Below are 26,302 nucleotides of genomic sequence, written 5' to 3' on the forward strand. Positions count from 1 at the left end.
GCCATGCCAGACCCGATGCTGATGGCCTGGCTGGCCGTCCGGGGGTTCATCGCAGAGCCGCCGGTGAGCGCCGCAATCGCCGCAATGATCATGGCGGCGCTGAAGCTGTTGGGCTCACTACCTCCAAGACCGCCACGCAAGTGGCTGGAAGTCCCAATGGTTGGCCTTGCCTCCTACGGCATGGTGCCTATCTCGATCACCCTGGGGGCAGATCCATCGTGGGCTGCCGGAATCGGTGCCGGGATAGGGTACGTCGGGATGGTAAAGCTCGAGAATCGGCTGGACCGCTGGCTGGGCGTCAAGGGTGACAAGAAATGACTTCAACCGAATATAAGGCGCTCACCACGGAGGCTCGGCGCTATCGACGGCTCTACCGAGGTTTCCTCTGGTCCTTTGTCTTGGCATCGGTATTCGCCGTTGCCCAAACATTCGACAAGGCGGCGATCCGCGAGGACTACGCCGACACCGTGGCCGCCTACCGTGCCGCTGTTTACGGGCTAACCTACGCGCTGAGCGAGGAGCAGGCCAAGGCTGGCGGGTTCGAGGCTGAAGCCAACGACCATGAGCAGAAGCTCGACAATGAGCGTGGCTATGCCTGGAACCTTCGCCAAGAGATCAAGCGCCTTGAGCACGAGCTACAGCAGTGCCAGGCAACACAGACGATGATCACTAGCCCTGGCTGGACGGGCAGCACCTCGATCATCCCGGAGGACAGTCGATGAACTGGAGCGACGTTGGTGGATTCCTATCCGAGATCGCACCGAGCGTGGGCCAAGCGCTCAAAGAGGCTGCCCCTGGCATGGCGCAGGTTGCCGCTACAGCGGCTGGCAATGCCGTTGTACCTGGTGCTGGTGGGCTGGTCGGTGCTGCTCTGGGTAAGCGCGTCGCTGACGCTTTGGGCACTGAGGTCGCGCCGCAAGCGGTAGTGAGCAAAGTGCAGGCTGACCCACAGGCGGCCAAGATCAAGCTGCGCGAACTCGACATCGAGCTGACGCGCCTCTATATGCATGACCGTCAGGATGCCAGGGCGATGCAGGTCGCCACGCTTCAGGCTGATAACGCCGGTTGGCTGGCACGCAACTTCGTGTACCTGCTCGGCACTCTGGTGATCGTTGCAGTGTTCGCCTACATCGGCGCAGTGACGTTCGTAGAGCTGACGCCTACCGGAGAGCGGTATGCCGACATTGCGGTGACGGGCATTGCCGCCGGCCTGGTCAGCAGTGTGATGGGCTACTTCCTCGGCAGCCGGCAGCGGCAAGAGAGCCGAGCGCCCCGCACGTTCATGGACGCGATCAAAACGAGGTGAGATATGCGAGAGTTACATGACCACAAGGTCAATCCGGCCAATGACACTCTGTCGATCGAGGTGCAGGACGAGCCAGGCGCCGGTGGTGCTTGTCACAAGTATGTCATCGGACCTTATGACGATTCTTCCAACCCGTCAGCGGATCCCGAGATGGTGGGGCTCAAGCGATCTGTGATCCTTTTCCAGAACGGGGCGATCAATGAAGTAGGGGTCAACGGACTGACGCACGAGGCGTTGCTCGCAATTGTTGCCGACCGGCTGCGATCTTTTCAGGCTGGCCCCTTTGCTTGCAAGGCCAATGCCTGCGCCCTGACCAAGATTGAGGAAGCTCAGCACTGGCTGCAGCAGCGCACTCTCGAGCGGATGCGACGTGGCGTCGAAGGTACTCACGCGAAGTGAAGCGTCATTGACGCGATTGGTGAAAACCCTGCAGCACCCAGAGATAGTCCCACCTCCTAAGGGCCTTGTTTCATGGCTCCTTAGCCTTCGATGCCTTAGGTGGATTCGCTCTGGGTGCGGGCCCCGATTTCTATCGAGAAGGTGTTGATCGCTGAAGCTCTTCTCGCAATCCATCTGAACGCAATCCTATCGGGAAGAGAGAAGATGGCGCTGGATAACGTTAACCCTCACTGCCCTGATCCTCACCCTGCTCTTCGAAGAAGCAGTCCATGAAGAACATGCAGTACCACAAAAACGAGAATGCCCGAGCCGAGTTTTCCCTGGTGTCGTAGTCCACGGATTCACCGTGGAGGACCATGTGCCGGTTGATGATGTGTTCAGGGGGAGGCGTCTCTCTGCGTTGTTTTTCGTTCATCATCATTGGCTGGTCTTGTCGAAAGAAGGGCATCAGTGCCTCACCCAGGAACTTGTCTTTCTCATATTCGGACTGAGCGGCTTTTAGAAGCTTCTTATTGGATGGACCCCATGCTGGAGCGTCATAGGCGTGTGCAGCATGCCCATCAGCCTGAATCAGAAACATGGGGGCTGAGAGGCTATATAGGCCATTTTTGTGTGCGTGAATCGCATCTTTGATGAGCTTCCCACGTCCTTCGTGTAAGGCGGCTTCGCCCTCATCGAGGAAGCGATCCATCACGCTTTCGAAGTGCTCGGTAATCTCCAGGTCGGCTTTTTCGTGGCCCTCATTGTCGTATGAAAGGCGGTAGTTCTGCACTTGTTGGAATGTGGCGCCAATGCTGATGGATGAAAAGTCAGGAAACCAGCCGTTCTGCGAAAGCAGATGGAAGTCAGTGCTTTCTGTATTTTCTAGCTCTTCCAGTCGCTTCAGTATGTCTATGAAGCTATCCGGTAGGGGAGGAATGTTTCTGAAAAATTCCGGCACGATGGCGGGAATCGAATTGGTGACTTCCTCGATAACCTTCATCTGATCTGCAAGCGGTTTGGCTATTTTGTTGAATCTATTGGCTGTTTCCAATATTTCAGGAGAAAGTCTGAAGTTGGGGAGACTGTCAGTGACACGTTTGTTGAGTCGTTCTAGCGTCTTTAGTGCTGGGAACAAGTCTTCTGGTATCACGGCTTCCACCTTTCTAGATTTTTCGAGAAGAGTTCAGGGTAGCCAAATTTAGAAGTTTCGGCACGCCGCGAGGCGTCCCAGCCGCACGTCGTGAGACGCCCGGCAAACTTGATGCGGTGAAACCGTCGGCAACTCGAAGCCGAGCCGGAATCGTCACCGGCACCGCATCACCCTATTCATGGAGGCGCCGCCCGTGAGGGCCGCGCGGACACCTATGGCACGACGCTATGACTGGGAGGCCATTGAGGCCGACTACCGTACTGGCCGATTCAGCCTGCAGAAGCTCTCGGACCGCCATGGCCCAAGCAAGGGCGCGATCAGTAAGCGAGCAACGGCCGAGGGCTGGAGCAAGGACTTAACCGGTGCAGTACAGCAGCGGACACGTGAAAAGCTAAGTCGGCCCGAGTCGGCGGCGCCAGATGTGCCGGATGCCGAGCTGATCGAGCAAGCGGCCAGCGAGAACGCGTCAATCATCAACGGCCACCGGCAGATGCTTCAGCGGTGGCGGCGCATCCAAGACAACTTCGCTGGCCAGCTCGATACCCAGCTTTCAACAGGAAAGCGCGATGTCGAGACGAGAGATGGCGAAGTCATCGAGGTGGATGTTGATCTGGAATATGCCGGCAAGTGCATTGGCTACGGCACCCAGGCTTTGGAGCGAGTGATCAAGCTGGAGCGCCAGTCCTATGGCATGGATCAGCCTGTCACCGACGATGCTCCTCCTGAACAAGCGCTCACTGATGAAGAGCTCGAGGCCAAGATCAAGGCATACGAGGCCCAGGGGATGGATGATGCATCGTGACCAGGGCCGAACGTCTTGAATATCTACGGTTGCTAGAGGAGCGCGACCGACGCCGCCGCTACAACCTGATCGATCAGCTGTTCCCCGAAGGGGGCAAGCTCTCACGCAACGCTTATCCGAAGCACATGGAGTTCTTTCGTGCTGGAGCCTTCCACAAGGAACGGCTCTTTATGGCGGGCAACCGGGTGGGGAAGACGGTCGCTGGCGGGGGGGAAATGACCTATCACCTGACTGGCCTATACCCGGACTGGTGGGAAGGGCGTCGGTTCGATCGCGCCATCACCGCTTTGGCCGCTGGCGACACCAGCCAGACCACGAGGGACATCATCCAGAGCAAGCTGCTGGGCGGACTTTACGGAACACCTGAATTCGGCACCGGCCTGGTACCCCTGCACCTGCTCGGAAAGCCGACACCTGCGCGAGGCGTGGCCAATCTCTACGAGGAGATCATGGTCAAGCACACCAGTGGCTTCTGGTCGCGTTTGATGCTTCGAAGCTATGACCAGGGGCGCCGGATCTTTCAGGGCACCGAGCAGGATGTGGTGTGGCTGGATGAAGAGGTGCCGAAGGACGTGTACGACGAAGCGCTCGTTCGGACGATGACGACACGAGGCATCGTCATGATGACCTTCACGCCCCTGTCGGGCCTTACCGAGCTGGTCGTTTCCTTTCTCGAATCCATGCACGAACAGGAGCCCCTATGACACAGCCAATATTGACGGCGAGCGACATTGCCAACCTCGACATGCCACCTGCCTCAGCTCGATACCAGGGGCGTACCAACAGCATGACAAAGCGGCTGGGCGACATGGTACGAGAGCGAGGCATTGAGCGGGGCACCTTGAGCATGCGAGTCGCACGCCTCGTTGATCCCCGGGCTCAGCTGGGCCAGAGCCAGGGCATTGCCGGCGCCAACTTCACCGTAGTCCCTTGAGCCGCTACGTGGTCCAGGCTGGCTGGAAGCATGCGCCGCACCTGAGTCAGCAAGATATCGATGACCTCACTGGGTCAATTTCCGCTCACCAACTGGAAGCCCGTATGAACGGTGTGCCGACCCTTGGTGCCGGGGCCATCTACCCGATTCCCGAAGAAGATATTGTCGTTAACCCGTTCCAGATCCCTGACTGGTGGGCACGGATCTACGGCCTCGACGTCGGTTGGAAGAAAACCGCTGCCATCTGGGGGGCATGGGATCGTGACACCGACACCATCTATCTGAACAGCGAACACTATCGCGGCATGGCTGAACCCAGCGTTCACGCCAAGTCCATTCGCATGCGAGGCGCTTGGATACCTGGCGTCATTGATACCGCCGCGCATGGGTCTAGCCAACACGATGGGCGCAAGCTGATGGACCTGTATCAGGATGAGGGGCTGATTCTTCACAACGGAGACAAGGCGGTGGAGGCAGGGCTCTTGGCCATGCTTGATCGACTTTCCACCGGCCGTCTCAAGGTCTTCTCGACGTTACAGCATTGGCTCGGTGAGTACCGCTTGTACCGCCGCAACGATAAAGGGCGCATCGTCAAAGAGAACGATCACCTGATGGATGCGACTCGCTACCTGGTCATGGGGCTTCACCAAGCGACCACACGGCCCATTGATCGCACCACCATGCCTGTCAGCCCCGGCGACACCACTACAGGATACTGAGATGCCTGAGCATGCGACTGTCGAGATGACAGACGAAACCGAGGCCCTTGAGGCTGAGACGCAACGCCTTGAGCTTCTGCTTTCCACCCTGGGCTCTAAGCTGAGTCAGCTGGCAGGGGAGCAAGTGTCGGCCCGTCAGCAGCTGGAAACCCGATGGCTCAACGACCTGCGTCAGTACCATGGCGAGTACACCGCCGACGAACTGGCCAGGATGAAGGAAAGCGGCACCTCGAGCATCTACGTCAACCTGACGCGCAACAAGACCCGCGCCGCCATTGCGCGGCTGTCGGACATGCTGCTGCCCAACGATGACCGCAACTGGGGTATCAAACCCACCCCGGAGCCCCAGCTGTCTGTGCTCTCCAACAGCCCGGACCAGGCGGCGAAGGCTGAGGCTCGTCAGCGCCGTGAGATCGCAGAGCAGAAAGCACGGTTGATGCAGACGGCGATTGACGACGACTTCACGGAAGCCCGTTATAACGGCAAGGCCCGAGACGTTATTGGCGACAGCTGCTTACTGGGTACTGGTGTCCTCAAAGGGCCGGTGGTGGTCAATCGGCAGCGCCGCGCCTGGCGCCGCGATGAGAACAGCGGCCTGCAGGTGATGGAGATTCAGGAAGAGTTCCGAGCAGGCTTGGAGCGTGTCGATCTGTGGGACTTCTTCCCAGACATGAGCGCCGCGACCATGGATGAGGCGGAGTTTGGCTTCGAGCGCAAGCTGCTTAACAAGAAGCAGATGCGGGAGCTGAGCAACTTGCCAGGTGTCATCGATGCCCAGCTGCGCAAGGTCTTGGAAACCGATCCCGATGGCACGCACATCAGCCGTGATCGTCGCGACGAGCTTCGCCACATCACCGGAGTGGATACGGTCGTCAACAACAAGCGCTGGGAGCTCTGGGAATATTGGGGGCCGCTGGACAAGGAAGAGTTGATCGCTGCAGGCGTCGATGTCGATGAAGATCCGTTGACCGAGTACAACGGTTGCGTCCTGTTCGTGGGTGAGCACGTCATCAAGGCTGCCATCAACCCTCTCGACAGCGGTGAGCTGCCCTGGAGCGTTCATAACTGGGAAGAGGATCCAGCCAGTATTTTCGGCTTCGGCGTCCCTTTTCTCATGCGCAATCCACAGAGAGTTGCAGCCACTGCCTGGCGGATGATCATGGATAACGCCGGGCTATCGGCGGGTCCTCAACTGGCCGTGGACAAGAGTGCTGTCACCCCTCAGGACGGGGACTGGAAGCTTCGCCCACGCAAGGTATGGATCAGCACCGGTAAGGTGCCGCTGAATCAAGCCTTCTACGCCTACAACATCCCTTCCAACCAGGGCGATCTGTACAGCATCTTCCAAGCGGCTCAGCAGCTGGCCGACACTGAAACCAATCTTCCCGTCCTGCTGCAAGGCGAGGGCGTCAGCGGCGGCCCCGGCGCTCGCACCGCTACGGGCATGCAGATGCTGATGAACAACAGCAACATCGTGCTGCGCTCTGCCGTGAAAAACTACGACGACGGCATCACCGAACCGGTGGTACGTCGCTTCTATGACTGGCACATGGCTTACGACGAGCGCGAGGAGATCAAGGGCGACTTCAGCATTGTGGCCCGCGGCTCCAGTGTTCTGATCGCCAGGCAGGAACAGCAGGAGAAGCTGTTGGCATTGGCGCAGATCGCCGCCTCGAACCCCGAGTTCGCTCAGTCCACCGAATGGCAAGGCCTGTACCGGGAGATCGTGCGTTCCATGTCGGTGTCGGCGGACAGCGTGCTCAAGGACGAAGAGACGGTAGAGCAGGAGAAGCAGCAGGCCGGACAGCAGATGCCCCCCGATATGCAGCTCAAGCAGATGGAGCTTCAGCTGAAGCAGCAGGAGCAACAGCTTAAGAGCCAAGAGATGCAGATGAGGGCGCAGCGCGAACAAGCGGATTACCAGTTGCGCGTACAAGAGCAGCAGTTTGAACAGCAGTACCGATCTGCTGAACTGCAGAGCAAACAGGAGCGGGACCGCGCAGAGCTGGCTCTCAAGCAGAACCTTACCCTGGCCGAACTGGAGGCCAAGCTCGGTCTGGAGTCGCAGAAGCTTGAGCTCAAGATGCGCGAAACCTCCGCCAAGCTTCAGACCCAGCGCGACACCACGGCGGCGGAGCTGACTGACCGTCAGAATGAACGTCGAGCCCGCCAGACCAATATGGCACAAGGGTTCGACAGCTATGGCTGACATCAATCGCAACAGTGACACCTGGAACGCTGTGGCCGAGTGGGCAGCACAGCAACGTCAGCATGCCGTAGAGAAGTTGATCGCGGGCAGCAGTCGTGATGACCGTCTGCGTGGCCAGATCGAGGCCATGGATGAATTGCTGGCCCTTGGCCAAGCAACAAGCCCGGACATCCCGCAGCCGAATTACGAGTAACCTCAGGCCTGCTCGATTCGGGCCTATTCACCACCAGCCGATCGGGAGATCCGCTAGATGCCACACCAGCAGCCGACAGCCCCTGACGAACAGGCGCTGAACCACGAGCCCCAGGACCATGGCGACAGCCAAGCCGATGACTTCGAGTCGCACTTCAACGCATTCTCCGCCGGTGCCACCAGCACGGAGGATGAATCTGCTGCTGACCAGGAGTCGGAGCAACCTTTGAAGCGGAAGGACGATGAGGTCACCGACTCTGACGATGGAGAAGGCCAGGGCTCCGACGGTAAACATGCGGAGAACTCAGCGCCGGAGCCTTCTGCGCGAGAGCTTGAGCTCCAACAGAACCTCGATCGGCTGAGGCAGAGCGAGGCCAGCCAGCGCGGGCGCGTTGGCGCCTACCAGCGGCAGATCAACGAACTCAAGCGGCAGCTGGCTCAGCAGGGCAGTCAGCCGCCGCAACAGCAGGAACAGCGTGGGCAGCAGCCCGCACAGAGCACATCCGGAGAGTCATCTGCGGAGGCCGACCAGAAGCAAGCTATCGCTGAGCATCATGGCAGCGAGGACTGGAAGGCGTTCGAGGAAGACTTTCCGGAGATGGCAGGCGCGATCAATGCCCGCTTGGCGGAAGTCAGCCGGCTGGAAGAGCGTCTCAACCAGCGGATTGCCGGTGTCGAGCAGTCCGTGCAGCCCATTCAGCAGCAGGCCCATGATCAGTACCTCGACAGTCAGATGCGCGCCCTTGAGGCCCGCCACTCCGACTGGCGTGAGGTGGTGAATGCGCCCGCGTTTCAGCAGTGGCTGCAGCAACAGCCGAGTTGGCTCCAGCAGCAGATGGAGTCAGAGAACGCCGACGACGCGTCCGCGTTGCTCGACTTCTACAAGAGCCAGTCGGCAGGCAGTGACAGCGCGCAAGGAAACACGACTGCCGCCGATGCCGAGCGTGCGAAACGCCAGCAACGCCTGGCCGGTGCCGTGACACCACAACGCCGCGGCGCGGCTAAGCGCGATGCCGTTCCCGAAGATTGGGAAGGGCAATTCAACCACTTTGCGAAACAGAAACGCTAAGACCGAGAGGTACTGAGCAATGCCGAATACTACCTATGGCGATATCTCCCAGCGCACCGCCGCCTGGGCCGCCACCGATCAGCTGAACCATGCCGAGCCTATCCTGGTGCTCTCCAAGTTCGGCCAATCCAAGCCGCTGCCGAAGAACAAGGCCGATACGGTGAAGTTCCGTCGCCCGATCCCCTTCGACGCGCTCAATACGCCGCTGGCCGAGGGCGTGACCCCTTCGGCCCAACAAATGGCCTACGAGGATGTCACTGTCCAGATCAAGCAGTGGGGTGCCGTGGTCGAGATCACCGATGTGGTGGAAGACCTGGCCGAGGATCCGGTGTTGGCGGATGCCAACGAGCTGTGTGGCGAGCAGGCCGCCGAAACCGTCGAGCTTCAAACCTGGGGCGCGATTCGCGCCGGCACCAACGTCTTCTACGCCGACGGTACGTCGCGCGCAGAGGTGGCGTCAGTGGTGTCGCTGGCCAAGCAGCGTGCGGTGACCCGCAGCCTGAAGGGCAACCGCGCCAAGAAGGTGACCAGCATGGTTGGCGCGTCGCCAAACTACTCCACCGAGCCGGTGGATGCGGCCTTCATCGCTTTCGCCCACACCGACCTGGAGGCGGATATTCGGGACATGGTTGGTTTCACGCCGACCGAGAAGTACGGCTCCATGAAGGCGCTGCCCCATGAAATTGGCAAGGTCGAGGATGTTCGCTACATCCTCAGCCCGGTGCTCACCAAGTGGGCCGATGCTGGTGCCGCAGTGTCTGGTGCCGCGTCAGGCAAGATCTCCAGTGGCGGAACCAGTGCCGATGTCTACCCGATCGTCTATGTGGGCAAGGAGTTCTACGGGCTCATCCCGCTGAAAGGCGCCAACGCCATCAAGCCCTCAGTGATCAATCCCAGCACTATCTCCAAGGACGATCCTCTGGGCCAGCGTGGCTACGTCGGCTGGAAGACTTACTTCGTGGCCAAAATCCTCAACGAAGGTTGGGGCGCCCGTCTCGAGGTGGCCGCGTCCGACCTGGCGTAAGCGCTACACCTGACTACCACCCATGGCCCGCCTTCCGGCGGGCCTTCTGATTCCCGACATGCCGAGAGGTATCTCCTGTGAGCGAACTCAATACCGCCACCATGAACCGCGAAGAACTGGAAGCCGCCGCCACTGATCTGGGTATTTCCTTCCAAGGCAATACCAAGGACGACACGCTGCGCAAGAAGATCGACGATGCCCTAGGCACGCCAGCTAGTGATGCGCCGGTTGGTTCGCATCCCGTAGAGCATCCTGCAGCGCCAGGCGAGAAGAGTAAGACAAAGCGCTACCGCATCATCATCGCCACCAGTGACAGCGACAAGCAGCCCGTGCAAGTGGGCGTGAACGGACGGATGTACGCCATCAAGCGCGGTGAAGAAGTGGTTGTGCCAGCCAGTGTCGTGAACGTCCTGCGTGATGCCGTTCAGCACATTTACGACCCTAAGACGATGAAGGAATCCAAGGTGCTGGCGTACCCGTTCCAGGTGATGGGCGAGGTCTGATTATGAACTTCCTGCAGCTGTGTAAGCGGCTGCGCCAGGAGGTAGGTGCCGCCGGTGATGGACCGGCGGCGGTGACTGGCCAGCATGGTGAGTACCAGCGTTTGATCGACTGGGTGCGGCAAGCCTGGCTGGAGATCCAGCAGGAGCAGCACGAATGGCGCTTTAACTGGGCAGAGGCGAGCATCGAGCTGGATGCCGACTTTCGAGAATACTCGCCGCCGGCGGATCTGGATCGGTGGGACGCCTCGACGCTGCGGGTGCATGACCGACGGTTGCGCGAAACGCCTTGGACGATTTTCAGGGAGCGCTTCCGAGAGGACAGCAATCGAGAGTGGCCCTCTGAGATCACCCGACTGCCCAACGGCAATTTGCGGATGGATACCAGTCCTGCCCAGCTGAGTTGGCTGACGTTCGAATACTGGCGCACCCCACAAGAGCTCAAGGCAAACATCGATGAGCCGCGCCTGCCTGAGCAGTATCACATTGTGATCGTGTACCGGGCGATGCTCGCATATGCGCTCTACGAGAACGCTCCGGAGGTGGCCACTGCCGCCCGTGAAGGAGAAACCAAGGTAATGGCTGAGATGATGCGCCGGGAGCTTCCAGCCATGGAAATCGGAGGGCCTTTGGCATGAGTCGCTCCGCTTATATCCGCCTGGGCGGTGGCATCGATCTGGTGACCCCGCCCGAACAGCTTCGGCCTGGTGCTGCGCTTTCCTGCATCAACTACGAGTGCCCGGTGACCGGAGGCTACCGGCGAATCGATGGCTATTCCCAGAGAGGTCCAGCGCTTCCCGGTGAGGGGCCGACACTTGGCGTAGTGACCTTTGCCGATAGGATCTACGGCGTTCGAAAGGATCTGGGGGCTGCCACAGCGACGCTTTATCGGCTTAGCAGTGCCGGCGACACATGGGAGGTTGTCGGCAGTACTGGGGCTCTGGCTGCAGGTCGTCACGAGTTCGTGGAAGGCAATGTCTATGCCACTGACTCAGGCAGGTCGCTTTACGGCGTTGGCGGGGGAAAGCCCTTCGAGCTGGCACTTGATGGCTCCTTGACCACACTTGCCAATGCCCCCAGCGGCGCGACGATGATCGCGCTCCATCAGAACCATCTGTTCCTCGGTTTCCCTATGGGGAGTCTTCAGCATTCCGGTATCGGTGATCCCTCCAACTGGGACGCCGCGACCGGTGGGGCGGGCGAGATCGGAACCAGTGATCGCCTGACCGGCATTCTGTCCGGCGTTGGCGGGGTGCTGCACGCGCTCTGCCGAGACTCCATCAAGACGCTACGCGGCACCAGCGCCGCGGACTTCGTGCTCGAGGTCACCGTGCCCACCAGCGGCGCACGGGCCTACTCCAGCCAGTCTATGCAGCAGCCGTACTTTATTGGCGAGCGCGGTATCAGCTCGCTTGAGGCTACGCAGCGCTACGGTGATTTCTCGGCCCTCTACCCCGGACGCGTGGTGGAGCCGATGTTCTCCCAGGGAGGCAAGGCTAATCGCGTCATCGCCAGCTGCATTGCGCGCACGAAGGGACAGTACCGCGTGTTCTTCGATGATCGCAGTGGGCTCTACCTGAGCGGCAACGGCATCACCGCCGTAGAGTTCCCCCTCCAGATGGTAGTGGCTCACTCGGGTGAGCTGGAAAGCGGCCAGGAGCAGATCCTGGTGGGCGACGACGAGGGAAACGTCTACTGCCTGGACGATGGCCAGGACTTCGATGGCACGCCGATCCGTGCCTATTTGACCCTGGCCTACACCGACCTTCAGTCACCGAGCGCACGAAAGCGGTTTCGTCGGGTGTTTTGGGACATCCGCTCTGGCAGTGACGCCAGGCTGTGGATGCAGCCGGACTTTGATTATGGCGACAACCAAACGGGGCGCCCACGCCGAGAGTACATCGACTTCATGCTGGGTGGCGGGCTGTGGGGCGTCGATAACTGGAACGAGTTTCGCTGGTCAGTTCCCGGCATGGGCCAGGAAGCCATGGATGTCACAGGCACTGGCACCTCCATCAACTTCTCGCTCTTCTCCGAATCGCAAAGTTCGCCGCATGAGCTGCTTGGGTATGACCTTCACTTCGATATGAGGAGGCAACGCCGTGGGTAACCCGTACTTCGACAACAGCGACCCTGGGAAACGCTTCCAGCCGGGAACGACCGCCGAAGGTGAGGCGGTGGATGAGAAGTTCGATGCAATCGCCACCGGGCTGGACGAAACCTTCAAGGACACCACCCGAGCACTCAAGTTTCCCTATGAAGAGGGCATGCCGAGCCAGGAGTTTGTGGCCACAGCGCTGCAACGCCGCAATCGTGTCCTAGGCTTCGATCAGACTGGCAACCTGGCACTGGTGTCCGGTTTCTACTTCCGCGGCGACTGGCAGCCCAACACCGACTACTTCCTCAACGACATCGTGCGTGATCCGGTCACCACCAACCTTCATGTCTCGATCGTTCGGCAGACGTCCGGGGCCACGTCGGACCTTAGCAACCCAGCGAAGTGGTACCTCGCTGTCGATGCCGACACCGTGCGCCTGGCGAGAATCGCCGCCGAGGAGGCGCGAGATGATGCCCAGGAGTACGCACGCAGCGCCCAGGGCGATGAGCAGGCTACCAGAGCTTATCTGATCGAAGTACAGGCGGCTGAATCGCACATTGAGTCATTGCACGAAAGTGCCGAGCAGTTTGCTGCGCAGGCTCAGCAGCATGCCTCGAGCGCCTCAGGAGCGGCCACAGCAGCATCGCAGAGCTCGGCCGTGGCAGTGTCCGCGCGAGACGTGGTGACCGCCACTGCGCAGCAGGTGGAGGCTGATGCCCAGGCGGCGAGCGCCGCCGCCGGTAACGCTGAACTGGTCAGCCAGCGAATCAATGACACCACCACGATGGATTTCCTGAACTTCGAACTGTCTGGGCCTGATCTGGTTGCCCACTTCGCGGGCTACTCGGACGCCAGCAACTTCACCATCAATGACGCCGGCGAACTGGAGGTGATCCTGTAATGCCAACCCTCAACCTAGGCCGAGTGCGCTTCAACATGCGCGGCCCCTATGACCCCAACTCAGACTATCTCACGCACGATGTCGTCACTGATGACGGCCAGTCGTATGTCTGTATCGCTGACGTCACCGGCACCGGGCCCAACGATGCGGGCGGGGCCACCTACTGGGAAGGCATGCTACTGCGAGGCGCCGATTATAACGCTGCACGTGACCAGGCTATTCAAGCGGCCAGCGATGCTGGCAGCAGCGCATCTGCTGCAGGCCAGTCCGCAACCGCCGCAGCCACTAACAGAGACGATGCGCAGGCAGCGCGAGACAAGTCTCAGGCGTGGGCGGAGAGCGATACTGCCCCCGAGCCGGGGAGTAAATCAGCGAAGACCTGGGCAGAGGAAGCCGCCAGCTACGGAGATCCTAATCAGCACAACGTTACCGCCAATGGCTCCGCCGATACTCGAACTGCTGCCGAGTGGGCGGGACAGACGCTTTCCAATCAACAGGCGATCAACAGCCTGGGAACTGCGTCTGCCGCCAACGTGGGTACCGGCGCGAATGACGTTCCCAAAACATCGCAGGCTGATGCGCGGTATGCGCGACTGTTGGGTCAGAATGACTTTGGAACAATGCCAAACGTAGGTGGTAGTCCCATTGTAGAAAGTGACAGCAATGATAACGGTCACTGGACCCGTTGGGCAGACGGCACTCAAATGTGCAGAAACAGAAAAGCCGCTGATCTTGGCACTAATCAGGGGGGGCTTCTTTTTCTATCTGGTGTTGAGTTTACGACTCCCATGGCACAGCCTTTTGTAGATGCCAACTACAATGTACTGCCGATGAGCGCTAGGGAGGGCAAAAGCGGAAATAGCTACCAATATGCAGTTATGCCAATCCCGCAGGAAGATTCACGAGACGCCATGAGCAGCACATTTGGACCTAAGTTTAGACTGGGTAGCCTCCAAAGCTGGGGGAATCTGAATGCGTCACTTTGGTACACGGCCTGGGGTAGGTGGAAAAATTAAAGGTAATATTATGAAATTAATGTTTAAGGCTGAGGGGCACGCGCCTGATTATTACGTGATCAATGATAATGTAATTGTTGCCTGCAAAAACGACATTTGCACGCCATTCGATCTATCCGATTTTCCTATTGCGGGGCTTTTTCAAGGTTCGGACAACGTATCAGGGGCACCCGCCTTCGGGAACATTGAGCGACACGATAATGGAGAACTTGTTGTTACATTGATCCAGCAGGTAATAGCGAGCCAATACCCCGAGCACAAGGCACATTGGCGAGGACTCGTCACTATCGAAGCGGCAGACTACGACCCCAATACCTGTTACGTCACACCTACGGGCATGGCAGGTATAGACGACTACGAAATTGTCCAGGGCGTTGATGTTGCCGGCAATACCGGATGGACGGTTCGCAAGAAGGAGGTGGCTGATGGGTAACGTTTACTGGATCCCGCCCAAGACAGAGGCGGAGAAGCTGGAGGATGCGCGGCAATCGGCCATGCGTAGCATCAACGACGCCTACGAGGCCGAGCTGGCCAGCATTCGCAGCGAGTATCCCGAGTCGGAGCAGATGACCTGGGACAAGCAGGAGCGGGAGGCACGGGCATACTTGGCTGACTCTGGCGCGGACACGCCCCTACTGGACGCATTGTCCACCGGCCGAGGCATGGACAAGTCCGAGTTGGCTACGCGCATCATCGCCAAGGCCGATGCCTGGATGCAGGCAAGCGGCCTGGCGACAGGAAAGCGCCAAGCTCTTGAGGACCAGATTAGAGACGCCGAGACAGTCGAAGTGGTTGAGGCGATCACTTGGTGATAGACAAAGCCCGCTGACTTACGTCAAGCCGGTCACACAACCTTCCACTCACCGTGAGGTGACTTAAATGGCAGCCAGCGACACCGTTCAGGGCCAGCTCAATGGCATCCTGAGCAGTAACTCTCCTCTCATGAAGCGAGCCGAAACCTTTGGCAAACAACAGGCCAATCGGCGAGGGCTTCTCAATAGCTCGATGGCCGCGGGCACCTCACAGGGGGCGATGATTGAAGCCGCTCTCCCTATCGCACAGCAGGACGCGAGCCAGCAGTTTCAGAAGGGACAGATGGCCCAGCAGCAGCAGAACACGCTTGAGCAGATGGCCCGAGGCAATCAGTACGATGTTGGGCTCGCAAACTTGCAGCAGAAGAACACGCTTGAGCAGATGAAGCGAGATAGGGACTATAGCCTCGACCAACTCCAAGCCTCTAGCACGGCCAACGCTTGGGGCATGATGGCGAACAACATCACCGATATTGTGGCTCAGGGCATGGAGGGCATTGCCAATATCCAGGCCAACCCAGACATCTCTTCTTCTGACAAGACCAAGATGATCAATCAGATCACCAAAATGCGTGATTCTGATATCAACTTCCAAAAAGGCCTGTATCAGAACCTGCAAGGGTATCTGCGTAACACCGGTCTATTCCCCAACCTGTGATTGGAGGTAAGCGATGAGCTGGTTTGATGGTGTGTCCAGCGCCCTGAGCGCTGGCTTCGATACGGCTTCAAAGTACGCGACCAACGCCTTTGACTGGCTGGGGGATAATCCTGAAGCGTCCAACTTGATTGGCGGTATTGCCACTGGGGTGGGGCAGGCTTATCTGGCCGAAAAGCAGGCGGATCGGGAGCGTGAACTTCAGCGCGATGAGTGGGCGTTCCGGCAGGACATGTACGAGCGTGAACGTGAAGATCGCTTCGCTCGTCCCGGCGAGGTCATGAATTACGACTCTCACGTCAATTCTCTGACCGATGGCCTAGTGACGAATGGCCAAGTGGCGGGAGGTTCTCGTAATGGGCTGGGCTGACTCTGCAGCTGATGGCGCCACTGGAGGGCGTGGAGGCTATGGTGGAGGAGCCACGGGAGGAGGCTCCTCTGGTCGCGGTGGACGACTGGGCTCTGAACTCGGCACAGTGGGCAAGGGGCGCGGTTACGGCAGCGGGCACACGAGCACCGGGCGTGGAAACGATACCCGCACAGTGACGGTCAGCAAGCCATCGGTAGCCCAGCCTGCTCCGAGCCAGACAGCGGCACCCTCCACCAGCACGACGGCCGCGCCCAGCACGCCCAGCTCTCGTGCCGATATTGCCACCCAGACACGAACTGACTCTCGGCGCACCGGGCTCAATGAAGACGGCGCCCGGGGACCGCTTGGCGGCGTGACTACCGGCGCGGTAGCAAGCTTGGATGAGCGAGCCGAGCGCAGTTTCATGGACGAGGCTACCGCTGATCGTCAGGCAGCCAGAGGTTTTATGGATCGTCTGGGCGCTACCTCATCCACCACCGCCGAGAACAGGGAGCGGGCGGAAACAGCGATTCACGAGCAATCAAAGCCTGGTCTTCTCGGAACCGCGGTACAGGGCGCCTTGTCGCTGACGGGGCCGCTGGGAATGGTGGCAGGAAAGGTGGGTAGTACGGGCCTTGCCGCCAACCAGGCTCAGAATGCAATCCAAGATCACAACGCCGAGTTTGGTCTCGACATTGATGACAGCTTTGGCAGGGCGGTAGGCCGTCAAGCGCTGGGAACGGTGACCGGGACCCTGGGAGGTATGGCTGGCAGTCGCGTTGGCGGCGAGCTGGGTATGGCGCTGGCAGGGCCCTATGGTGGTGTCGTTGGTGGACTTCTTGGTGGCGTCGTTGGCGGCACCACAGGGCGAGGGATTGGGCTTAGTCCCGGCGGATCGGCTTCACCCGGGGAAGGCATGGGCGATGGTCAGCTTGGGTTGTCTGGTGGTGCTATGATGGCAGGCAGCGCTGCGCCTTCATCGACCCAAGAAGAGGCGCCTGCTCCCGCGCCCAGCTATGGCCCCGTGGACTTTGACGGTTACGCCAGCTACGCCGAACAGTTCTTCTCATAACTCGCCGGGAGGCGACAATACATGGCAGGACTTCTGCAACAAGGGGCTGCAACCGTTCAGGATGGCCCCGCATCTTCTCCTCAAGCCCAACCGGGCCAGCCCTCTCGACCAGCACCAGGTCGCAGCGGTGATCCTCGCGTAGATATGGACCCAGAGCAGGGCGCTCAGCAGCGAGATCAGATCGTTAAGGCGATGCTTGAATCCCTATACGGACCGATGCTGGAGCAGGCACGTGACATGCTCAATGAGGTCCGTGACCAGCCTGACCAGGCCATTGGACGTATCGTGGCGCAGCTGATGCTGATGGTGCGCCAGGCAATTGCCGATCAGGGTTCGACGGTGCCTCCAGGCGTTATGGTTCAGGCAGCCATGATAGCTGCTCAAGCTGTCGGTGAGATGGCGATTACCATGGGTATTCTCGCGCCTGACGATGGTGAGACCATCGAGGGTGGCTTCATGGTGGCAATGGCCCAATTCGGCCAGCAAACAGCGCAGGACATGGACCCGCAGCAGCGTGCACGCTACGCAGAGCTGATCAGGGGCTTGCGCGACGCCAAGCAGCGAAGCCGTAGCGGACTGCGACCGCAGACACCCACTGAGGCAGGGCCTAACCAGGGACAGCAGGCCCAAGGAGGCGGGCAATGATTGGTGGACTGTTGGCTGGTGGACTGGCGGGCGGCGGTAAAGCTGTCCAGACCAATGCTCTGGAGGAGCTTGAGCACCGCAGGCGGACTGCTCTATCTCAGCTCGAGCATGAGCAGGCGATGGCCAGGCAGAACGACCAGCAGTCGTTCAGTCGCGAGGAGAGAGTGGCCGGTGAGGAATTCCAGACTCGCCGAGACGAGACATTGCACGGCTATCAGCAGGACAACACGCGTTTAAGCCATGGCCTGAGCATGGAGCAGGAGCGCTATCGCCAAGGACAGCAGAACGCTCGTCACTACAGCAGCTTGAGCGCCCAAGAGCGCGAAGGGGCTAATGACTGGCAGATGGTCCGGACCGAGGGTGGCAGCCTGGTGCAGTACAGCCCCAGTCGCAATTCCTATCGTGACGCCAACTTGCCAGATGGTGCGGTCATGGGCGGCATGGATTCCGAGCTCTCCGACCGTGACAAGTACCGCCTAGACATGCTTGCCGATGAGGCGGAAACGCTGAGGAAGAAGCAGGCAGATGGCCTTGAACCACTGAGCCCTGGCGAGAAGTCCCGGCTGGGACAGATTGAGGCGCAGATGACAGCGTTCCTCGGTGGTGGAGAGACTGGCGGAACAACACTCGAACGACTGCTTGCCGGTGAGGAAGTCTCCGGAGGTACAGGGGCTGATGAGGTGGCTGGCTTGCCTGACGTTACCTCCAGTGGCGGTGACGGTCCATCGGTTCGCGGATTGCTCAATCAGCAAATCGCCGAGCGAGAGGCCAATGACGAGGCACGGGAGTCGCGCCGTGCTGCAACCGCTGCCAGTGACCGAGCTGATGCCGTACTCAAGAGAATCGAGCGAGAGCTTGCAGGAGGGGCTGACCCCGATGGTCTCGTAGCCGATATCAACCGTGCGGCAGGCCGAGGCGGTAGCGTGAGTGATGAAACCTTGGACGAAGCACAACGGATAGCCGAAGAACTGCTCTCCCTGGGCGAGGATACCAATCTGTCCAGCGACTGGCGCCGGTGGACCGCGGAGCGACTGCTGCGCCTGCAGGACGCCGGTATTGACCTGAACCTGCAATAGAAAAACGCCCATCGAGCCAGGCTGGCTGAACCTCGCCAGCTTGGCTCGATGCCTACGATGCCTTGTCGGGAGACAACGCCAGATGCCCCTGATTGACGAAATTCGTCGCAAGAACCCCTCTCTGTCCGGTCGCAGTGACAACGAAATCAAGTCACTGATCCGCGAGTCCCCAGAATTCAAGTACTTCAGTGATGATGAGTTCGACGCCTACGTGGGTGGTACGCCGTCCGGTGGCGTTAACCCGTCGAACGAGACGCCAGGCTTCACGGGAGGCATCGCCGCCGGTATCGATCAGATGCAGGCCATGGGTGGCGGCCTGGTCATGGCCGCTGGTGAAGCCATGGAATCGGAAGCGCTATTAAACGCTGGTCGAGGCGTTTATCAGCGCAACATGGAAGAGGCCGCCGAGAATGATCTTGGCTACGGCTTTACCGATATTCGTGGTGCTGGCGATGCCTGGAACTGGGCCCGGTACACCGCTGGTAACCTGCTGCCAATGATGGCGACATCGGTCGTCAGCGGGGGCGTGGGCGGCGTTGCCGCCGGCGCGGGTGCACGCATGCTGGCCGGGGCCGCAGCGAAGGAGGGGGCAAAGCGCGCAGGTCAGGCGCTCGGTGCCTTGGCCGCTTCTACGGGCATGGAAACGGGCTCTCTGATGGGGGAGACCGAAGACCTTGATGCCTCACTTGCTCATGGAGTGTTGGCTGGTTCACTGGATGCCATCATGCCAATTCGTTGGTTGCGTGGTGCCGGAAAGGGGGCTCTTGCAGACCGCGCTGCTGATGAAATCAGTGATCGAGTTCTGTCGGATCTGCGCCGACAAGCGGGCAGAACGACAGGGCAGGCGCTGCGTTCGGGGTCTCTGACCAGCTTGATCGGGGAGGCTTCGACCGAGGGGCTGCAGGGGCTGATCAGTCAGCATGCCAACTACTGGGTGGAGAGCAATGGCGAGTCGCTGCTGGCCAACCTGAGTGAAGTAGACCTGAAAGCGATCGTCGATGAGGCAGCAGCAGGCGGGCTGATGGGGGGCCTGGCTGGTGCTCCAGCTGGTTTGGGAGAGCGTAGCCAGGCCCGCTCTCAGGTCGAGCGGATTGAAGCGGCGCGTGAGCAGACCGCCGCTGAGGGTGGTGATGCTCTCGCTCAGGCCATGGCCGGGCAGCAGGCTGAGCAGAGCAGCGTAGATGACGCGGCGCCGGTGGAAGATCCTGAGCGTGCTTCGCGGGCGAGTTATCGCGTTCAGAGTGCCATGGCGGACCTTGACGACCTGCAGCACCTGGCACGAGGTGCTAGCTATCAGGGCCAGACACGGATGCGCAACATCTCGAGCATGGTGGATCGCGCTGAGAGGGCTCTTGAGCAGGGTAACCTCGCTCAGGCGGAGAGTTTGGTGAATCGTGCCGAGAGGATCAGCGCCAACCTGCGCAGTGCCCTGCGTCGTGAAGGTACTGACGAGCGGCCGGCCCGCCGTGAAGGCGAGTTGGTGAATGGCGAAGATGATCAGGCCCAGGAGAGTGTAGTGGGGCTGATTGGCCAGGATGGTCGGCGCCTTCCGCCAGGCAACCCCGACACCATCTTCGCCGGTGGACCTACTGCCGATACGACCCAGTATGAGCCCCAGGCGCGTAACGTGCGCCGTGACGAGGCTCTATCCGCCCAGCGCCAGGGCGCCGAGCGAATGCGTGAGCAGCAGGCTAGTGTTCGCCCTTTGATCAGCGATCAGGGGATCGTCTACGGAGATGGCCCGGTAGCTGGAAACGCCAACACCGGCCTCGACCAGCCTTTTGAGCGAGCCGCATTCACCGACACTGGGGCTGGCATCGATGCTGAGGTAGGGCGCGCTCGCCAGCAGCAGAACGCAGCCGACGTCGCCCGCTTGGCCCGCACCCGAGGTCGCGGAGAAACCGCGTACCTCCCCGACAACACCCCCATCCGCACTCGCTTTCGCGTGGCGGAGGCTGCTGACCTTCGCCCGTCGAACACTCCGGATGGCCGTGTAAACCCGAATTACCCGGCTGAGCTTCAGCCTCGCGATCGGACTAATGCCAATAGTCAGGTCCAGGTGCGCAACATCGCTTCGCGTCTCAACCCGGAGCGGCTGGGATCAAGTCGGGATGCCAGCACCGGAGCACCGATAATTGGCCCTGATGGCGTCGTTGAATCCGGCAATGGCCGAACCATGGCAATTGCGCAGACCTATCGCCAAGGAGGCGAGCGCGCCGACGCCTACCGAGTGTTCGTCAGGCGTCAGGCCGAACTGCTTGGCATGGACCCGGTTGCAGTGGATGAGATGACGAAGCCTGTTCTGGTTCGTGAACGACTGACCAGTATTGACCGAGCTGATTTCGCACGCCGCGCCAACGAAAGTCAGGTGGCCGGCATGACTGCTTATGAGCAGGCGCTGGCCGATGCCGACAGCCTCAGTGGGGATGAGCTTCAAGCCTGGGCGCCGGACCAGTCAGGCGACCCTCTGGCTGCAACTAATCGCGACTTCCAGCGCATGTTTGTGCAGCGTCTTGGGAACAACGAGGCGGCCCGATACACCACTCGGGATGGTCAGGCCAGCCCTGAGCTGGGCAGCAGGATGCAGCGAGCTGTCTTCGCCAAGGCTTTTCAGGACGCAGACATGGTGGAGATGGCCACCGAGCAAGGCGATCAGATGCGCAACCTGACTGCCGCGCTCCAGGCTGCTGCTCCAGACCTGGCTATCGCTCGGGAGACTGGAAGCCAGGATGCGGCTGATGCCATTGGCACTATTGTCGATGCCGTCCGCATTGTGCGCCAGGCTCGCCAAGATGGTATCGGCGTGCGAGAGCTGACTCGTCAGAGTGATGCATTCAGCGAGCCGGTCCCAGATGTCACCGCGCTCTTGGCGGTGACGATGCAGGCCAACCTTCGCAGCCGCCGGGCTCTTGGTGAGGCGATGCGCTACATTGGCCAGGTCGTGCGAGTGCGCGCTGAGAGTGAGCGTAACGGCGCCCTGTTCGAGGACACCACTACCAATGAGGACGTGTTCAATGTCGCTTTCCAGACCAAAGATCCAGTTGAGAGCACCGAACAATCAACGCTTCAAGCCGATGTTCAATCAGGCGCTTCAGGACGCCAACGAGACGCTGCCAGCCGGCGAGAAGCTGAAGATGCCCAAGGGGTGGCAGAGGGTGGAAAAGCCGACGCCCTGAGAGGGCAGCCGATCGATTCAGAGTGGACGGCGTTTTCAGATGCCTCCGGTACGCGCGGTATCCCCCGTGCCGAGATGCCCCAGATCAAGGCTGAGCACCGCGGCGCTTTCGCCAACTTCCTGACAGCACGCGGCATCCCAAGCGACGAAGTTGCCGTGCCAGCCCGGACGCTGAAGCCAACACAGCGAGAGTTTTCCGAGGAGCGAGTCCAAGCCGCAAAGAAGCGAACCGGTGGTGATCGGGCGATCCTTGTCTCCTCTGACGGCCACGTCGTAGATGGCCATCACCAATGGTTAGCTCAGGCCGATCAGGGTGGTGAGGTGCGAGCCATCCGTCTGGATGCTCCCATCGACCAGGTGCTGGAAGCAGCGCACGACTTTCCGAGTAGCGAGGTGGATGAAAGCGCCCCTCTGCTTGCCTCATACGATGATCAGGAGCTGGCCAGTCGTGAACAGGCTCGTCGGCAGGCCGAGCAAGTAGAAGCCGACATTCGTCGCCAAGATGCGCAGCGCGCAGAGGCTGATCGTGATGCTGAAGACTTCGCTTTGGTGGGCAGCGATCGTTCAGCCGATGAGGCCATGGCGAGAGGGCAGCTAGATCTGGGTGACGCTCGAGAGGGGCAAGAATCCGAGACGCCCAGCTTGGAAGATAACAGTGAGGTCTATTCCCTGTCCGGTGCAGGACGATCAGATGCTTCCAATGTGACGCCAACCATCGCCGACGTAGCCGCTGTTCTAAGAGGCCATGAGGAGCTTGCCGACGCTCGTGTCATTCAGTCGGCACAAGAGCTCCCCCCAGCAGCCTTGGTCGGAATGGCGCTGCGTGGAGTTAACCCGCAGGACGTGCGAGGGATGTACATCGGAGGAGACCTGTACGTCATTGCCGACAACCTGACTTCTGTTCAAGAAGGTCTTGAAGTGGCCGTGCATGAAGCTGTTGGCCACAAGGGTATGCGGGCAGTGCTTGGGCAGGAACTTGAGGCGGTGATGCTGTCGCTTTATCGATCCCTGCCTAATAGCAAACAGGGTAGGGAAGCCCTGGCCGAGGTGCGCCGTGATTACCCCTTCCTTGATCCAGAAAGCCGCGAGGATCGCGTCACTATCGGCGAAGAGATGGTGGCTCATTTGCTGGAAAAGGGACATAGGCCCAAGGCATGGCAAAGCGCCGTAGCCAAGGTTCGAGAGCTACTGCGCCGCCTGTTTCCCTCCATCGCGTGGACCTACACTGACGTACTGGCGTTGGGTGAGCGCTCCAGGGACTATCTGCGCAGGCAGCAGGCAGAGCGTGAAGGCGAAGATGTTCAGCTCTACAGCCTTGGCGGCAAGCAACGCTCTCCAGTGGCGGAGCAGTTCAATGACCTCAGCCAGGCCCAGCGTGACTTCATGGCTAAGTTTGGGCCGCGCACGCCACGTCGCAAGGCCATGGATTGGGTGCGTGAGAAGTGGGATAGGGCTGGCCTGAAGATTCGCCAGGGCATGGTGGATCGCGTCGCTGCTCTGAAGGACTTGGATGAACAGCTCTATGGCGAGTCCGCCTTGGGCGAGAATATCCAGCGATCGAGCTGGGTACTCGCTCGCATGAGCAACGCTGCCAACGGCGCGCTTCATGCGATGCTCCACAACGGCCGCATCCGACTTGATCCCGAGGAGAAGGTCATCCAGCTGCAGGACGACGACTCGACCGGCCTCGGCTCCGTGCTCGGCCGCCTGGGCTCTGCAGCTGAGATCGAGCGCTTCATGATGTGGATCGCTGCCAACCGCTCGGACAAGCTCAAGGGCGAGGGCCGCGAGTTCCTGTTCAGCGAGGAGGAGATCGCCGCCGGCAAGAAGCTCGACCAGGGGCGCCTCGAGGATGGCTCTGCCCGGGCCGATCGCTACCAGGAGGTGTTCCGTGACTTCCAGCAGTATCGCGACGACGTGCTCGCCGTGGCCGAGCAGTCGGGCATCATCAGCGCCGATCAGCGGGCCATGTGGCGCGACGAGTTCTATGTGCCGTTCTACCGCCTCAGCGAGGAGAAGGGCGCGCCCACGGGGCAGATGGCCACTAGCGGGCTGTCCCGCCAGCAGGCGTACAAGCGCCTCAAAGGCGGCACGCAGAACATCAACGATCTGCTTCAGAACACCATGATGAACTTCCACCACCTCCTGGATGCCTCTCTGAAGAACCAGGCGGCGGTGCAGGCAGTAGAGAATGCCAAGCGCTTGGGTATTGCGGAGCAGGTGCCTGAAGGCAACCGCGACACCACCAACAGCACCTTCGTAATGGAAGGTGGTAAGAAGGCCTTCTATCAGATCGACGACCCGCTGGTGTTTCAAGCACTGACATCTCTGGCCCATCCCGGCATGAACTCGGCGATGATGAAGGTCATGCGCGCCTTCAAGCGGACGTTCACCAATCTGACCACCACCACGCCACAATTCATGGTGGCTAACCTGATTCGCGATAGCTTGCAGGCGACGGCCACCAACGATGTATCGAAGAATGCCTTCAAGAACGTCATCGATGGTGGGCGCGCGTGGAAGGACGAGCGTACCCGGGCGCAGATGATGGCCAGCGGGGCTTCCTTCAACTTCGGCCACCTCTATAACTCAAATCCGGACGAACTTCGTGCCCAGCTGACCCGAGACATGCGCAATGCCAAGATCATCAGCGGGCCGTTTCTCATCCCGGATGTGATGCGGAAGGGTTGGGCATGGTGGAACGACGTCAACAACACGGCAGAGAATCTCAACCGTGCGGCGATCTACAGTCAAAACCGTGAGGGCGGCGAGCTTCGTGCAGCGTTCGAAGCGCGCGATCTGATCGACTTCAGCGCTCATGGTGCCTGGCCCGCGGTGCGCATACTGATCGATATCGTGCCGTTCCTGAACGCTCGTATTCAGGGTCTCGACAAGATCTATCGGTCAGGCTTCAAGCCGGGCGCGAATGTGCTCGCCGAGGTGTTCGGCAAGGGCAAGGCCAGCACCACCGACAAGCAGGCGGCAGCCCGCTTCTGGACGGTGGCTGGAGCCCTGACCCTGGCCACCGTAGCCCTGTACCTGCACAACCAGGACGACGAGGAGTACAGGAAGCTTGAGGATTGGCAGAAGGATACATACTGGTTTATCCGCTTCGGCGACCAGGCGTTCTTCATTCCCAAGCCGTTCGAGGTAGGTGCCATCGCCACTATGGCGGAACGGATCACTCAGCAATTTGTTGATGACGAAGCCACGGGCAAAGTCTTCCGCCAGCGACTGATGCACATGCTGACCGACACCTTCTCGTTCAGCCCGGTGCCGCAGATGGTGCAGCCGGCGCTGGACGTCTATGCGAACTACGACGCCTTCACCGGCCGGCCCATCGAGGGTATGGGCATGGACAGGCTGAGTCCGGAGCTTCGCAAGCGTGCGGGAACATCGAAGCTTGGCGAGTGGATTTCCATGGGGCTCAACAATACCGTTGGCGCCATCGGCGATCCTGACAAGAATCCTCTCGCCCTGTCGCCTGTGCAGGTCGATCACCTCATCGGCGGGTACTTCGGCCAGGTCGGTACCTGGGTGGCTTCCTTTGGTGATGTCGTGTGGCGCGCCGCCTCAGGTGTCGAAGCCCCGGCCAGCCGTTGGCACGAGTACCAGCCAGTCCGTCGCTTCTACCGGGATCTGGGTGAGGAGGACCGCTACACCCGATATGGCACGGTGTTCTATGAAGGCCTACGCGAAGCCGGCAGGGCTTATGCCGATGTGAAAGAACTACGTGAGATGGGGCGCCTGGCAGAGGCTGCTGAAGTGGCGGAATCCCGGCGAGATCTGCTTGCTCTGCGAAAGCCGCTCAACCGTGCTCAACGTCGCCTGAGCGACATCAACAAGCGCATCGACCTGATTCGCCGATCGCGTATTGATGGCGAGCTCAAGCGGCAGCGCATCGACCGTCTATCGGCAGTGAAAAACCAGATCCAGCGTGCCTTAGGTGAGCGAGTGCTGGAGGCGCGCTCGGGTTAATCACTTTCCTGCCGCAAAGACACCGAGCAGGAAGAGCGCGCCGAAGAGGAGGGCCGGCATGTTCACGAGCAGGGCGATGATGATCAGGAACCCGGGGATGCCCAGGTAGCTGACGATCAGCCAGCCCTGCACGTTCTGCCAGTCCCGGGGCACGCCGATCATCGCCAGCAGACCGAGAAGGGGCAGGGAGAAGGCAAGGCCAAGGACGGTTTCGGTATCTATTCCCATGCACCAACCTT

At 60.2% G+C, this 26,302-nt stretch carries 28 protein-coding genes; 25 read left to right on the top strand and 3 right to left on the bottom strand.

Annotation, left to right across the window (positions count from 1 at the left end; genetic code table 11):
* The first annotated feature begins 3 nt into the window (after nucleotides 1–3).
* From KUV45_RS14175 to KUV45_RS14190, 4 genes are read left to right on the top strand one after another with little or no spacing between them, the layout of a single operon-like run.
* Nucleotides 4–318, top strand: coding sequence for a phage holin family protein (locus KUV45_RS14175; protein ID WP_045993594.1), 315 nt, complete (start codon nucleotides 4–6; stop codon nucleotides 316–318).
* The gene (locus KUV45_RS14180) at nucleotides 315–722 is read left to right on the top strand and encodes a hypothetical protein (protein ID WP_222161887.1); all 408 of its coding nucleotides are present in this window, start codon (nucleotides 315–317) and stop codon (nucleotides 720–722) included. The genes KUV45_RS14175 and KUV45_RS14180 overlap by 4 nt, the downstream gene beginning before the upstream one ends.
* Nucleotides 719–1,306, top strand: a complete 588-nt coding sequence (locus tag KUV45_RS14185; protein WP_222161888.1) for a hypothetical protein — start codon at nucleotides 719–721, stop codon at nucleotides 1,304–1,306. The genes KUV45_RS14180 and KUV45_RS14185 overlap by 4 nt, the downstream gene beginning before the upstream one ends.
* Nucleotides 1,307–1,309: 3 nt before the next feature.
* Nucleotides 1,310–1,705, top strand: coding sequence for a hypothetical protein (locus tag KUV45_RS14190; protein WP_222161889.1), 396 nt, complete (start codon nucleotides 1,310–1,312; stop codon nucleotides 1,703–1,705).
* A 220-nt stretch (nucleotides 1,706–1,925) separates the two neighbouring features.
* On the opposite strand, the gene KUV45_RS14195 is transcribed toward KUV45_RS14190, so the two are convergent.
* Nucleotides 1,926–2,837: a hypothetical protein gene (locus KUV45_RS14195; protein ID WP_222161890.1), complete on the bottom strand. Its 912-nt coding sequence runs from the start codon at nucleotides 2,835–2,837 to the stop codon at nucleotides 1,926–1,928.
* A 214-nt stretch (nucleotides 2,838–3,051) separates the two neighbouring features.
* Here KUV45_RS14195 and KUV45_RS14200 point away from each other — a divergent pair, with 214 nt between their 5' ends.
* The 17 genes from KUV45_RS14200 (at nucleotide 3,052) to KUV45_RS14280 (ending at nucleotide 16,138) form a co-directional block, all read left to right on the top strand.
* The gene (locus KUV45_RS14200) at nucleotides 3,052–3,639 is read left to right on the top strand and encodes a hypothetical protein (protein WP_222161891.1); all 588 of its coding nucleotides are present in this window, start codon (nucleotides 3,052–3,054) and stop codon (nucleotides 3,637–3,639) included.
* Entirely contained in the window at nucleotides 3,636–4,343 is a 708-nt protein-coding gene (locus tag KUV45_RS14205) for a terminase large subunit domain-containing protein (RefSeq protein WP_222161892.1), read from the top strand. The genes KUV45_RS14200 and KUV45_RS14205 overlap by 4 nt, the downstream gene beginning before the upstream one ends.
* Nucleotides 4,340–4,573, top strand: a complete 234-nt coding sequence (locus tag KUV45_RS14210) for a hypothetical protein (RefSeq protein WP_222161893.1) — start codon at nucleotides 4,340–4,342, stop codon at nucleotides 4,571–4,573. Before KUV45_RS14205 ends, KUV45_RS14210 begins: the two co-directional genes overlap by 4 nt.
* Nucleotides 4,574–4,677: 104 nt before the next feature.
* Nucleotides 4,678–5,292 (top strand): hypothetical protein, encoded by a 615-nt coding sequence (locus KUV45_RS14215; RefSeq protein ID WP_222161894.1) that lies wholly within the window; start codon nucleotides 4,678–4,680, stop codon nucleotides 5,290–5,292.
* A 1-nt stretch (nucleotide 5,293) separates the two neighbouring features.
* Nucleotides 5,294–7,501, top strand: a complete 2,208-nt coding sequence (locus tag KUV45_RS14220) for a DUF4670 domain-containing protein (protein WP_222161895.1) — start codon at nucleotides 5,294–5,296, stop codon at nucleotides 7,499–7,501.
* Nucleotides 7,494–7,694, top strand: a complete 201-nt coding sequence (locus KUV45_RS14225) for a hypothetical protein (RefSeq protein WP_222161896.1) — start codon at nucleotides 7,494–7,496, stop codon at nucleotides 7,692–7,694. Before KUV45_RS14220 ends, KUV45_RS14225 begins: the two co-directional genes overlap by 8 nt.
* A 57-nt stretch (nucleotides 7,695–7,751) precedes the next feature.
* Nucleotides 7,752–8,762 (top strand): hypothetical protein, encoded by a 1,011-nt coding sequence (locus KUV45_RS14230; RefSeq protein ID WP_222161897.1) that lies wholly within the window; start codon nucleotides 7,752–7,754, stop codon nucleotides 8,760–8,762.
* Between the two features lie 19 nt (nucleotides 8,763–8,781).
* The gene (locus tag KUV45_RS14235; RefSeq protein WP_222161898.1) at nucleotides 8,782–9,786 is read left to right on the top strand and encodes a N4-gp56 family major capsid protein; all 1,005 of its coding nucleotides are present in this window, start codon (nucleotides 8,782–8,784) and stop codon (nucleotides 9,784–9,786) included.
* 77 nt (nucleotides 9,787–9,863) lie between these two features.
* Nucleotides 9,864–10,289: a hypothetical protein gene (locus KUV45_RS14240; protein WP_222161899.1), complete on the top strand. Its 426-nt coding sequence runs from the start codon at nucleotides 9,864–9,866 to the stop codon at nucleotides 10,287–10,289.
* A 2-nt stretch (nucleotides 10,290–10,291) separates the two neighbouring features.
* Nucleotides 10,292–10,924 (top strand): hypothetical protein, encoded by a 633-nt coding sequence (locus KUV45_RS14245; protein WP_222161900.1) that lies wholly within the window; start codon nucleotides 10,292–10,294, stop codon nucleotides 10,922–10,924.
* Nucleotides 10,921–12,396 (top strand): hypothetical protein, encoded by a 1,476-nt coding sequence (locus tag KUV45_RS14250; protein WP_222161901.1) that lies wholly within the window; start codon nucleotides 10,921–10,923, stop codon nucleotides 12,394–12,396. Before KUV45_RS14245 ends, KUV45_RS14250 begins: the two co-directional genes overlap by 4 nt.
* Nucleotides 12,389–13,285, top strand: a complete 897-nt coding sequence (locus KUV45_RS14255; protein WP_222161902.1) for a hypothetical protein — start codon at nucleotides 12,389–12,391, stop codon at nucleotides 13,283–13,285. The genes KUV45_RS14250 and KUV45_RS14255 overlap by 8 nt, the downstream gene beginning before the upstream one ends.
* On the top strand, nucleotides 13,285–14,301 hold the full coding sequence (locus KUV45_RS14260) for a hypothetical protein (RefSeq protein WP_222161903.1): 1,017 nt from the start codon (nucleotides 13,285–13,287) through the stop codon (nucleotides 14,299–14,301). The genes KUV45_RS14255 and KUV45_RS14260 overlap by 1 nt, the downstream gene beginning before the upstream one ends.
* Before the next feature lie 10 nt (nucleotides 14,302–14,311).
* Nucleotides 14,312–14,734, top strand: a complete 423-nt coding sequence (locus KUV45_RS14265; protein WP_222161904.1) for a hypothetical protein — start codon at nucleotides 14,312–14,314, stop codon at nucleotides 14,732–14,734.
* Nucleotides 14,727–15,113 (top strand): hypothetical protein, encoded by a 387-nt coding sequence (locus tag KUV45_RS14270; RefSeq protein ID WP_222161905.1) that lies wholly within the window; start codon nucleotides 14,727–14,729, stop codon nucleotides 15,111–15,113. The genes KUV45_RS14265 and KUV45_RS14270 overlap by 8 nt, the downstream gene beginning before the upstream one ends.
* Nucleotides 15,114–15,180: 67 nt before the next feature.
* A complete protein-coding gene (locus tag KUV45_RS14275; RefSeq protein WP_222161906.1) occupies nucleotides 15,181–15,771 on the top strand; it encodes a hypothetical protein in 591 nt (196 codons plus the stop codon).
* A 13-nt stretch (nucleotides 15,772–15,784) separates the two neighbouring features.
* A complete protein-coding gene (locus tag KUV45_RS14280) occupies nucleotides 15,785–16,138 on the top strand; it encodes a hypothetical protein (protein ID WP_222161907.1) in 354 nt (117 codons plus the stop codon).
* Nucleotides 16,139–16,261: 123 nt separating this feature from the next.
* Here the strand turns inward: KUV45_RS14280 and KUV45_RS14285 are convergent, their stop codons facing one another.
* Nucleotides 16,262–16,543 carry a hypothetical protein gene (locus KUV45_RS14285; protein WP_222161908.1) on the bottom strand — a complete coding sequence of 94 codons (282 nt, stop codon included), beginning with the start codon at nucleotides 16,541–16,543 and terminating at the stop codon, nucleotides 16,262–16,264.
* Between KUV45_RS14285 and KUV45_RS14290 the strand changes: the two genes are divergently transcribed.
* The 4 genes from KUV45_RS14290 to KUV45_RS14305 all read left to right on the top strand — a co-directional run bounded on the left by KUV45_RS14290 (nucleotide 16,542) and on the right by KUV45_RS14305 (nucleotide 26,063).
* A complete protein-coding gene (locus tag KUV45_RS14290; protein WP_222161909.1) occupies nucleotides 16,542–17,189 on the top strand; it encodes a hypothetical protein in 648 nt (215 codons plus the stop codon). The genes KUV45_RS14285 and KUV45_RS14290 overlap by 2 nt on opposite strands.
* 192 nt (nucleotides 17,190–17,381) lie before the next feature.
* On the top strand, nucleotides 17,382–17,834 hold the full coding sequence (locus KUV45_RS14295; protein WP_222161910.1) for a hypothetical protein: 453 nt from the start codon (nucleotides 17,382–17,384) through the stop codon (nucleotides 17,832–17,834).
* Nucleotides 17,831–18,910 (top strand): hypothetical protein, encoded by a 1,080-nt coding sequence (locus KUV45_RS14300; protein WP_222161911.1) that lies wholly within the window; start codon nucleotides 17,831–17,833, stop codon nucleotides 18,908–18,910. The genes KUV45_RS14295 and KUV45_RS14300 overlap by 4 nt, the downstream gene beginning before the upstream one ends.
* An 82-nt stretch (nucleotides 18,911–18,992) precedes the next feature.
* Entirely contained in the window at nucleotides 18,993–26,063 is a 7,071-nt protein-coding gene (locus tag KUV45_RS14305; protein ID WP_222161912.1) for an LPD38 domain-containing protein, read from the top strand.
* Here KUV45_RS14305 and KUV45_RS14310 read toward each other — a convergent pair whose 3' ends face one another.
* Nucleotides 26,064–26,291 carry a hypothetical protein gene (locus KUV45_RS14310; protein ID WP_222161913.1) on the bottom strand — a complete coding sequence of 76 codons (228 nt, stop codon included), beginning with the start codon at nucleotides 26,289–26,291 and terminating at the stop codon, nucleotides 26,064–26,066. It lies immediately after the preceding gene.
* Nucleotides 26,292–26,302 lie beyond the last annotated feature (11 nt).

The sequence above is a fragment of the Halomonas sp. DP3Y7-2 genome, from assembly GCF_019800795.1.
Classification (GTDB): Bacteria; Pseudomonadota; Gammaproteobacteria; order Pseudomonadales; family Halomonadaceae; genus Halomonas; species Halomonas litopenaei_A.

Bases quoted from the DNA above. Each gene is read 5' to 3' on its own strand.
- KUV45_RS14185 (WP_222161888.1), top strand. From the start codon at position 719: ATGAACTGGAGCGACGTTGGTGGATTCCTATCCGAGATCGCACCGAGC.
- KUV45_RS14295 (WP_222161910.1), top strand. From the start codon at position 17,382: ATGCTTGAATCCCTATACGGACCGATGCTGGAGCAGGCACGTGACATG.
- KUV45_RS14285 (WP_222161908.1), bottom strand. From the start codon at position 16,543: ATGAAACTGCGCTCGGCTCGCTCATCCAAGCTTGCTACCGCGCCGGTA.
- KUV45_RS14305 (WP_222161912.1), top strand. From the start codon at position 18,993: ATGCCCCTGATTGACGAAATTCGTCGCAAGAACCCCTCTCTGTCCGGT.
- KUV45_RS14210 (WP_222161893.1), top strand. From the start codon at position 4,340: ATGACACAGCCAATATTGACGGCGAGCGACATTGCCAACCTCGACATG.
- KUV45_RS14175 (WP_045993594.1), top strand. From the start codon at position 4: ATGCCAGACCCGATGCTGATGGCCTGGCTGGCCGTCCGGGGGTTCATC.
- KUV45_RS14225 (WP_222161896.1), top strand. From the start codon at position 7,494: ATGGCTGACATCAATCGCAACAGTGACACCTGGAACGCTGTGGCCGAG.
- KUV45_RS14250 (WP_222161901.1), top strand. From the start codon at position 10,921: ATGAGTCGCTCCGCTTATATCCGCCTGGGCGGTGGCATCGATCTGGTG.
- KUV45_RS14290 (WP_222161909.1), top strand. From the start codon at position 16,542: ATGGACGAGGCTACCGCTGATCGTCAGGCAGCCAGAGGTTTTATGGAT.
- KUV45_RS14300 (WP_222161911.1), top strand. From the start codon at position 17,831: ATGATTGGTGGACTGTTGGCTGGTGGACTGGCGGGCGGCGGTAAAGCT.
- KUV45_RS14235 (WP_222161898.1), top strand. From the start codon at position 8,782: ATGCCGAATACTACCTATGGCGATATCTCCCAGCGCACCGCCGCCTGG.
- KUV45_RS14230 (WP_222161897.1), top strand. From the start codon at position 7,752: ATGCCACACCAGCAGCCGACAGCCCCTGACGAACAGGCGCTGAACCAC.
- KUV45_RS14200 (WP_222161891.1), top strand. From the start codon at position 3,052: ATGGCACGACGCTATGACTGGGAGGCCATTGAGGCCGACTACCGTACT.
- KUV45_RS14265 (WP_222161904.1), top strand. From the start codon at position 14,312: ATGAAATTAATGTTTAAGGCTGAGGGGCACGCGCCTGATTATTACGTG.
- KUV45_RS14190 (WP_222161889.1), top strand. From the start codon at position 1,310: ATGCGAGAGTTACATGACCACAAGGTCAATCCGGCCAATGACACTCTG.
- KUV45_RS14310 (WP_222161913.1), bottom strand. From the start codon at position 26,291: ATGGGAATAGATACCGAAACCGTCCTTGGCCTTGCCTTCTCCCTGCCC.
- KUV45_RS14245 (WP_222161900.1), top strand. From the start codon at position 10,292: ATGAACTTCCTGCAGCTGTGTAAGCGGCTGCGCCAGGAGGTAGGTGCC.
- KUV45_RS14260 (WP_222161903.1), top strand. From the start codon at position 13,285: ATGCCAACCCTCAACCTAGGCCGAGTGCGCTTCAACATGCGCGGCCCC.
- KUV45_RS14280 (WP_222161907.1), top strand. From the start codon at position 15,785: ATGAGCTGGTTTGATGGTGTGTCCAGCGCCCTGAGCGCTGGCTTCGAT.
- KUV45_RS14270 (WP_222161905.1), top strand. From the start codon at position 14,727: ATGGGTAACGTTTACTGGATCCCGCCCAAGACAGAGGCGGAGAAGCTG.
- KUV45_RS14275 (WP_222161906.1), top strand. From the start codon at position 15,181: ATGGCAGCCAGCGACACCGTTCAGGGCCAGCTCAATGGCATCCTGAGC.
- KUV45_RS14215 (WP_222161894.1), top strand. From the start codon at position 4,678: ATGAACGGTGTGCCGACCCTTGGTGCCGGGGCCATCTACCCGATTCCC.
- KUV45_RS14220 (WP_222161895.1), top strand. From the start codon at position 5,294: ATGCCTGAGCATGCGACTGTCGAGATGACAGACGAAACCGAGGCCCTT.
- KUV45_RS14180 (WP_222161887.1), top strand. From the start codon at position 315: ATGACTTCAACCGAATATAAGGCGCTCACCACGGAGGCTCGGCGCTAT.